At 70.6% G+C, this 6,599-nt stretch carries 6 protein-coding genes; all 6 read right to left on the bottom strand.

What is annotated here, in order from left to right:
• Positions 1-57 precede the first annotated feature (57 nt).
• A complete protein-coding gene (locus ACRYR7_RS08850) occupies positions 58-435 on the bottom strand; it encodes a hypothetical protein (RefSeq protein WP_432571710.1) in 378 nt (125 codons plus the stop codon).
• Positions 432-851, bottom strand: a complete 420-nt coding sequence (gene fliS / locus ACRYR7_RS08845; RefSeq protein WP_432571709.1) for a flagellar export chaperone FliS — start codon at positions 849-851, stop codon at positions 432-434. Before fliS ends, ACRYR7_RS08850 begins: the two co-directional genes overlap by 4 nt.
• Before the next feature lie 168 nt (positions 852-1,019).
• On the bottom strand, positions 1,020-2,474 hold the full coding sequence (gene fliD / locus ACRYR7_RS08840) for a flagellar filament capping protein FliD (RefSeq protein WP_432571708.1): 1,455 nt from the start codon (positions 2,472-2,474) through the stop codon (positions 1,020-1,022).
• A gap of 128 nt (positions 2,475-2,602) precedes the next feature.
• Positions 2,603-3,433, bottom strand: coding sequence for a flagellin N-terminal helical domain-containing protein (locus tag ACRYR7_RS08835; protein WP_432571707.1), 831 nt, complete (start codon positions 3,431-3,433; stop codon positions 2,603-2,605).
• A 297-nt stretch (positions 3,434-3,730) separates the two neighbouring features.
• Entirely contained in the window at positions 3,731-4,561 is an 831-nt protein-coding gene (locus ACRYR7_RS08830) for a flagellin N-terminal helical domain-containing protein (RefSeq protein WP_432571707.1), read from the bottom strand.
• Between the two features lie 373 nt (positions 4,562-4,934).
• Positions 4,935-6,449, bottom strand: a complete 1,515-nt coding sequence (locus ACRYR7_RS08825) for a glycosyltransferase (protein WP_432571706.1) — start codon at positions 6,447-6,449, stop codon at positions 4,935-4,937.
• Positions 6,450-6,599 lie beyond the last annotated feature (150 nt).

The raw sequence follows: 6,599 nt of genomic DNA, 5'->3' as shown, positions 1-6,599 counted from the left end.
AGGCTCCAGACGAAGTACCCCTGCAGCGGGATGGCGCGCGCGGCCGCGGCGGTCGGGCTACAGGGCCCGGTCGACGAACACCGGCGGCTGCTCGGCGCGCTCGAACCTGCCCAGGGCGCGCCGCTGGGAGCGGGCGTGCACCACGGCCTCGGCGAGGCGCTCGCCGACGTCGATCTGGCGCTGCAGCAGCCGACGGGCGCGCTCGGCGAACTCGGCGGGCACGGGACCGAGCAGCGAGGGCTCCACCCAGTCCTGCGCTAGCGGGGACGGCGGCAGCTCGTCGACGCCCTCGTGCAGGGAGCGCACGAGCTCCTCGGCGGTCCGCACGTCCATCTCCACGGCGTCCAGGGCCGCGGCCCACGCCGTGCGCCAGTCCTCCGCCGGGACGTCGTGGCCGGGCCGGGGGTCCTGGACCTCGTGCGGGGCCGCGGTCACGCCACGCCGGCGCCGGAGGCGCCGCTGAGGTGCTGCAGGGCGGCCTCCCGCCACGACTCGGCCAGCGGCTCGACGATGTCCACGCGGCAGGCGGCGGTGCGCTCGGCGTCGCCGGAGAGGTTGGTGGCGACGAGCTCGCTGCGCAGCCAGGTGTAGAGGCTGCTCAGGCCGGCAGCGCCCTCCCACGCGTCCACCTTCAGGCTGCTCTGCAGCTCGGCGACGATGTCCTGCGCGTGCACGAGGTTGGTGTGGGCGGTCTGGCGGTCGCCCGTGCGTTGGGCCTGCTCGGCGCGCTGCAGGTCCAGGACGAGGCGGTCGTAGAGCATCACGAGCAGCGCGGCCGGGCTGGCGGTGGCCAGGGCGTCGTCGCGGTAGCGGTTCGCCTGGGCGGCGCGGCCGAACGTCGTCGCGGTCATGCGGTGTTCCTCCACGGGTACGAGGGGGTTGCTGCTCTTTCCATCGGCACGCGACGGCTGACCTGAACGGGTGGGCGGTGCTCTTTCGGCGGGAGGGGCACCCCGTTGGGGAAAGCGACAGGGCCGGGACGGTGGCATGCACCGTCCCGGCCCTGCGGTGGCCCCTCGTCAGCCGAGGCTGGCGAGCTGGCCCGAGAGCCAGCTGGCCTGGCTCTTGACCTTGCCGAGCGAGACCTCCAGCGCGGCGTAGTACTTCTCGTAGCGCGCGCGCTTCTGCGTGAGGCGCTCGTCCCACTCCGCGATCTGCACGTTGAGGCGGGCCACGGAGTCCGTCTGGCCCTTGGCCGCCAGGACGAGCGAACCGCGGGTGCTGTCGGTCGCGGCCTTGGTGACGGCCAGCAGCCGGTCCGCGATGCCTTCGGGGTTGGCCGCCTTGGTGACGGGGTCCACCGGCAGCGACTTGCCGGAGACGAGCCCCTGCACCTTGACCGGGTCCTCCGCGTAGGCGGTGAGGAACTTGTCCTTGTCGAAGGCGAAGCTCCCCTCGCGGGTGAAGTTCAGGCCGAAGGAGGCCGTCGAGGCGGAACCGCCCAGCGCCGAAGTGACGGCGTTGACGATGTTGCCCTGCAGCGCGCGCAGGGTGGCGTCGCTGCGCAGCACCCCGCCGCCGGTGGCGGCGGACCCAGCGGCCCCGGCGACCCCGGCCTTGGACTGCTTGCCGATCTCGGCGAGAGCGGCGTTGGCCGCGTCGACGAGCCCCTTGACCGAGTCGGCCAGGCCGGCCGGGTCCGGCGCCACCGACAGCGTGGAGACGCCGGGCTTCGCCGCGGTGAAGGAGACGCCCGGCATGATGCCGCTGTAGGTGTTCGACGGGGAGACGATCTCGATGGCGTTGGTGGGGCGGACCGGCTTGCCGTTCTCGTCGGTCTGGCCCGACGGCCCGCTGGGCAGCAGGTAGAACTGCGCGTTGGCGGCCGGCGCGACGGTCTCGAAGACCGACTCGTCGATCTCCGGCCCTCCGGGCTGCTCCCCCTGCGTGATGGTGAACTTGCCCTCGGTCTGCCCCGTGCGGGCGGACGTGATCTGCAGCCGGTAGGTGTCGTCCGCCATCCGGATGGCGACGGCGTTGACGCCCAGCTTGGTCGCCTTGTTGATCGCGGCGGCCACGTCGCTCAGCGTCCCCATGCTCGGGGTGAGGGTCAGGGACGTGCCGTCGGCACGGGAGATCACCATCGGCAGACCGAGGTCCGTCAGGCCGGCGGCGTCGTTCGTGACTGGCTTGGACAGCACCGAGCGGCCGGTGGCGAGCTTCTCCACCTCCACCGTGACGGAACCGGCGGTGGAGGCACCGGTGGAGGTGACGGCCACGGCGTCGCTGGAGGAGGTGGCCTTGGCCGCTCCCCAGGCGCTCGCCTTCGTGAGGGCCTCGGCCGCCGTCTGCAGGGCGGCGACCTTGGTGTTGACCGACTGGTAGGCCGAGGCCTTGCTCTGCGCGGCGGTGACGCTGCTCTTGAGCCGGGTCTGCTGCACGGCGTCGGCGTTGACGAGCGCCGAGATGATGCTGCTGGTGTCGAGGCCGCTGACGAGTCCGTCGACACTGGACGAGGAGATGGACGTGGGCATACGGCCTCTCGCTTTCTCGTTCGTGGTCCTGAAACGGGAGAAGGCGGGGGGCACCGGGGTCTCCGGCGCCCCCCGCCTGGTGAGGTCGTCCTACCGGTGGTGGGCCGGCCTCAAGGGGTCCTCGTCGCTCAGCCGCGCAGCAGGGAGAGCACGTTCTGCGAGGCGGAGTTCGCCTGCGCCAGCATGCTCGTGCCGGCCTGGGACAGGATCTGCGACTTGCTGAACTTCGTCATCTCCTTGGCCATGTCGGTGTCGCGGATGGCCGACTCCGACGCGGTCAGGTTCTCGATCGCCACGTTGACGGAGCTGATGACGTTCTCGAAGCGGTTCTGCTGCGCACCGAGGTTGGCGCGCTCCTTGCCGACCGCCTTGAGCGCGGTGTCGATCGCGCTCTGCGCGGCCGAGATGCCCGCCGTCGTGGTCAGGTCGAAGTTCGCGACGTCGAGGGTGAGGCCGGTGGTGCCGAACGCGGTGGTGATGCTGACCGTGATGTTGTCGGCGCTCAGGTGGCCGACCTGGAAGTCCTTGTTGGTGAAGGTGCCGTCGAGCAGGGCCACACCGTTGAAGCTGGTGTTCGTGGCGATGCGGTTGAGCTCGTTGCCCAGCTCCGTCATCTCGGACTTGATCGCGGCCAGGGACTCGGTGCTGTTGGTGGCGTTCTGCGACTGCACGGACAGGTCGCGCATGCGCTGCAGGATGTTGGTGCTGGTGTTCAGGGCGCCGTCGGCGGTCTGGATGACGTTGACGCCGTCCTGGGCGTTGCGGGCGGCGACGGTCAGGCCACCGATCTGCGAGCGCAGGCCCTCGGAGATGACCAGGCCGGCCGCGTCGTCGGCGGCCTTGTTGATGCGCAGGCCCGAGGACAGCTTCTCCAGCGAGGAGTTCAGCGTCTTGTCGGTGGCCTGCAGGTTGCGGTAGCTGTTGAACGCCGCGATGTTGTTGTTGACGCGAAGACCCATGATGATCATCCTCCGTGAGCGGGGTCGTGATTGCGGGAGCCGGCCCGTCCGTGGTCCGGCTCGTCAGGCCGTCGTGCGTGCCTGACACCTTGTTCATCGGTCGCCGCCGCCCCGGCTTGAGGGTCCTGGGCGTGGCAAACGGGTGAAGCCCGCGCCGCTCGCGGCTCGTCACACCGGTGCACCGGGCCGGACGGGAACGACGAAGCGCCCCACCCCGACCGGTGAGGTCGGGATGGGGCGCTCGTCTGGTGAGGTCGTCCTACCGGTGGTGGGCCGGCCTCAAGGGGTCCTCGTCGCTCAGCCGCGCAGCAGGGAGAGCACGTTCTGCGAGGCGGAGTTCGCCTGCGCCAGCATGCTCGTGCCGGCCTGGGACAGGATCTGCGACTTGCTGAACTTCGTCATCTCCTTGGCCATGTCGGTGTCGCGGATGGCCGACTCCGACGCGGTCAGGTTCTCGATCGCCACGTTGACGGAGCTGATGACGTTCTCGAAGCGGTTCTGCTGCGCACCGAGGTTGGCGCGCTCCTTGCCGACCGCCTTGAGCGCGGTGTCGATCGCGCTCTGCGCGGCCGAGATGCCCGCCGTCGTGGTCAGGTCGAAGTTCGCGACGTCGAGGGTGAGGCCGGTGGTGCCGAACGCGGTGGTGATGCTGACCGTGATGTTGTCGGCGCTCAGGTGGCCGACCTGGAAGTCCTTGTTGGTGAAGGTGCCGTCGAGCAGGGCCACACCGTTGAAGCTGGTGTTCGTGGCGATGCGGTTGAGCTCGTTGCCCAGCTCCGTCATCTCGGACTTGATCGCGGCCAGGGACTCGGTGCTGTTGGTGGCGTTCTGCGACTGCACGGACAGGTCGCGCATGCGCTGCAGGATGTTGGTGCTGGTGTTCAGGGCGCCGTCGGCGGTCTGGATGACGTTGACGCCGTCCTGGGCGTTGCGGGCGGCGACGGTCAGGCCACCGATCTGCGAGCGCAGGCCCTCGGAGATGACCAGGCCGGCCGCGTCGTCGGCGGCCTTGTTGATGCGCAGGCCCGAGGACAGCTTCTCCAGCGAGGAGTTCAGCGTCTTGTCGGTGGCCTGCAGGTTGCGGTAGCTGTTGAACGCCGCGATGTTGTTGTTGACGCGAAGACCCATGATGATCATCCTCCGTGAGCGGGGTCGTGATTCTTGTGGCGCCTGGCCCTCCGTGGCCCGGCACTGAGTTCATCGGCCGGTCTGCACCGAACCTGAGCAGGTTTCCCACTGGCGTTCGGGTGACGCTCTCGTCGCGCCAGCACCACCGCCCCCTGGAGTCCCTCCAGCCACACCGGGGCGACGGCATCCCGCCGCCGGTGGGGCGCGTGGCACCTCGCGGCACCCCGCACCCACCTGCGTAACTACTCAACCACAGAGAGTGTCGACTTGTCTCGGTGACGACGTGCCGCTGCATACCGCGAGAGCCCTGCCCGACCTGAGTCGGGCAGGGCTCTCGAGTGCCGGCGACGTGACGGCGGAGCGGGAGGTGTCGTCAGGCCGGCACGAGCGAGTCCGCGAAGGACGGGGAGAGCTCGCGCACCGCGGCCAGCACCTCCGCGACCTCGTGCTCCTCCACCTCGGCGAGTACCTCCTCCAGGACCGGCAGCGCGCCCGTCTCCCCGACCTCCGTCAGCGCGACCCCGCTAAGGATGCGGCTGAGCCGGTCGCGGTCGGGCGAGGCGAGGATGCGCCGCAGCGGGCACCGGTCCGGGATCCCGGCCTCCCGCATCCGCAGCGACCACTCGAGCGCACGGTCGAAGGGTAGTGACGGCCACTGCTCCGCGACGGCCAGCAGCACCGCGGCCCGCGCGCGCCCCGCGGCCCACAGGGCCTCGAAGAAGGCGTCGCAGAAGCCCGAGGGCAGCCGCATGAGCTGACCGATGAAGGGCTTTTCCAGCGAGGGCGGCAGGGCGGCGACCATGCGGGCGGCGCCGTCGGCGTCCGCGGCCAGGACGTCGATGACGAAGGGCGCCGAGAAGCTGGTCCGGCCGCTCTCGAGGTGCTCCAGGAGGAGCTGGACCGCCTCCTCGCGTCGCCCCTGCCGCAGCACGCACCGGATGAGGTCGTCGGTGCACGAGGCCGCCGAGAACTGCGCTCCGGTGATGCTCGTGGAGTCCTGCAGGGACCGGATGAGGCCCTCTGCGTCGGCGAACCGCTCCTGCGCCATCGCGACGCGCGCCTCGAACGAGCGGTGGACCTGCACGTCTTCGCCCCAGACACGCATCGCGTCGAGCCAGCCGACCGCCACGTCGACGTCCCCGGTGATCAATGCGGACTCGACGGCGGTGTGGGCTGCGAGGACCCCTACGCCCGGGTGGAGGGCCCGTCGGTCGATCGCGGCGAAGGTGTCGAGCGCCTTGCGGTGGTCGCCCGCCATGGCGGCGGAGCGTCCCACGTTGGTCTGAATGAGGGTGAGGTTCTGCTCACCGCGTGCCTGAGCAGCCTCCAGCTCGTGCTCCGCGACCCGGAGGTTGCGCTCCCCCTTGCCACGCTCCCCAGAGCGCACGACCGTGTAGCCGGAGTGCACCAGCTCGAGCCCGGAGTCCTCGCAGCGCAGCGCCTGACCGCGCCGCCCGACGATGCGTTCGTGCAGCGCGCCGGTCCAGCAACAGTGCGCACGGCGCATGACGCGGGGGACGGTGATCGAGACCCGGCGGCCGGCACCTCCCCAGATGTCCGAGGACTGGACGACGTTGAACGCGTCCGCTCCGCTCGAGCGCTGCAGCAGGCGTCGCCAGGAGTGCACGTCGCCGTGCACCACCTCGTCGGCGTCGACGCAGACGACCCAGGTGCCGGTGCAGTGCTCCAGGGCTCGGTTGCGGGCCGCGCCGAAGTCGTCGTCCCAGTACCCCTCCACCACCCTGGCGCCGTGCTCGCGGGCGATGTCCCGCGTGCGGTCGGTGCTGCCGGTGTCGTAGACGACGATCTCGTCGACGAAGGGCGCCAGCGCCTCCAGCGAGGCGGCGAGCACGTCCTCCTCGTCCTTGACGATGTAGCAACCGCTCACGTACGCCGATCGCGTTCCCACGAGCACCTCTCCCCTCGTCGGCCGGCGGGCACGTCCCGTACCGGCTCGTCCGTGCATCGGCCGGACGGGGGACGGGGTTGAGCCCTTGTGGTGACGGACAGTAGGCATCTTTACCCGTCCAGTCTCCAC

The organism is Kineococcus gurbantunggutensis (assembly GCF_050871925.1).
GTDB lineage: Bacteria > Actinomycetota > Actinomycetes > Actinomycetales > Kineococcaceae > Kineococcus.
This window is presented reverse-complemented; position numbering and strand designations above follow the sequence as displayed.

What these genes read in the sequence shown, in the direction of transcription:
- fliS (WP_432571709.1), bottom strand. Translation starts at nt 851, where the DNA reads ATGACCGCGACGACGTTCGGCCGCGCCGCCCAGGCGAACCGCTACCGC.
- ACRYR7_RS08830 (WP_432571707.1), bottom strand. Translation starts at nt 4,561, where the DNA reads ATGGGTCTTCGCGTCAACAACAACATCGCGGCGTTCAACAGCTACCGC.
- ACRYR7_RS08835 (WP_432571707.1), bottom strand. Translation starts at nt 3,433, where the DNA reads ATGGGTCTTCGCGTCAACAACAACATCGCGGCGTTCAACAGCTACCGC.
- fliD (WP_432571708.1), bottom strand. Translation starts at nt 2,474, where the DNA reads ATGCCCACGTCCATCTCCTCGTCCAGTGTCGACGGACTCGTCAGCGGC.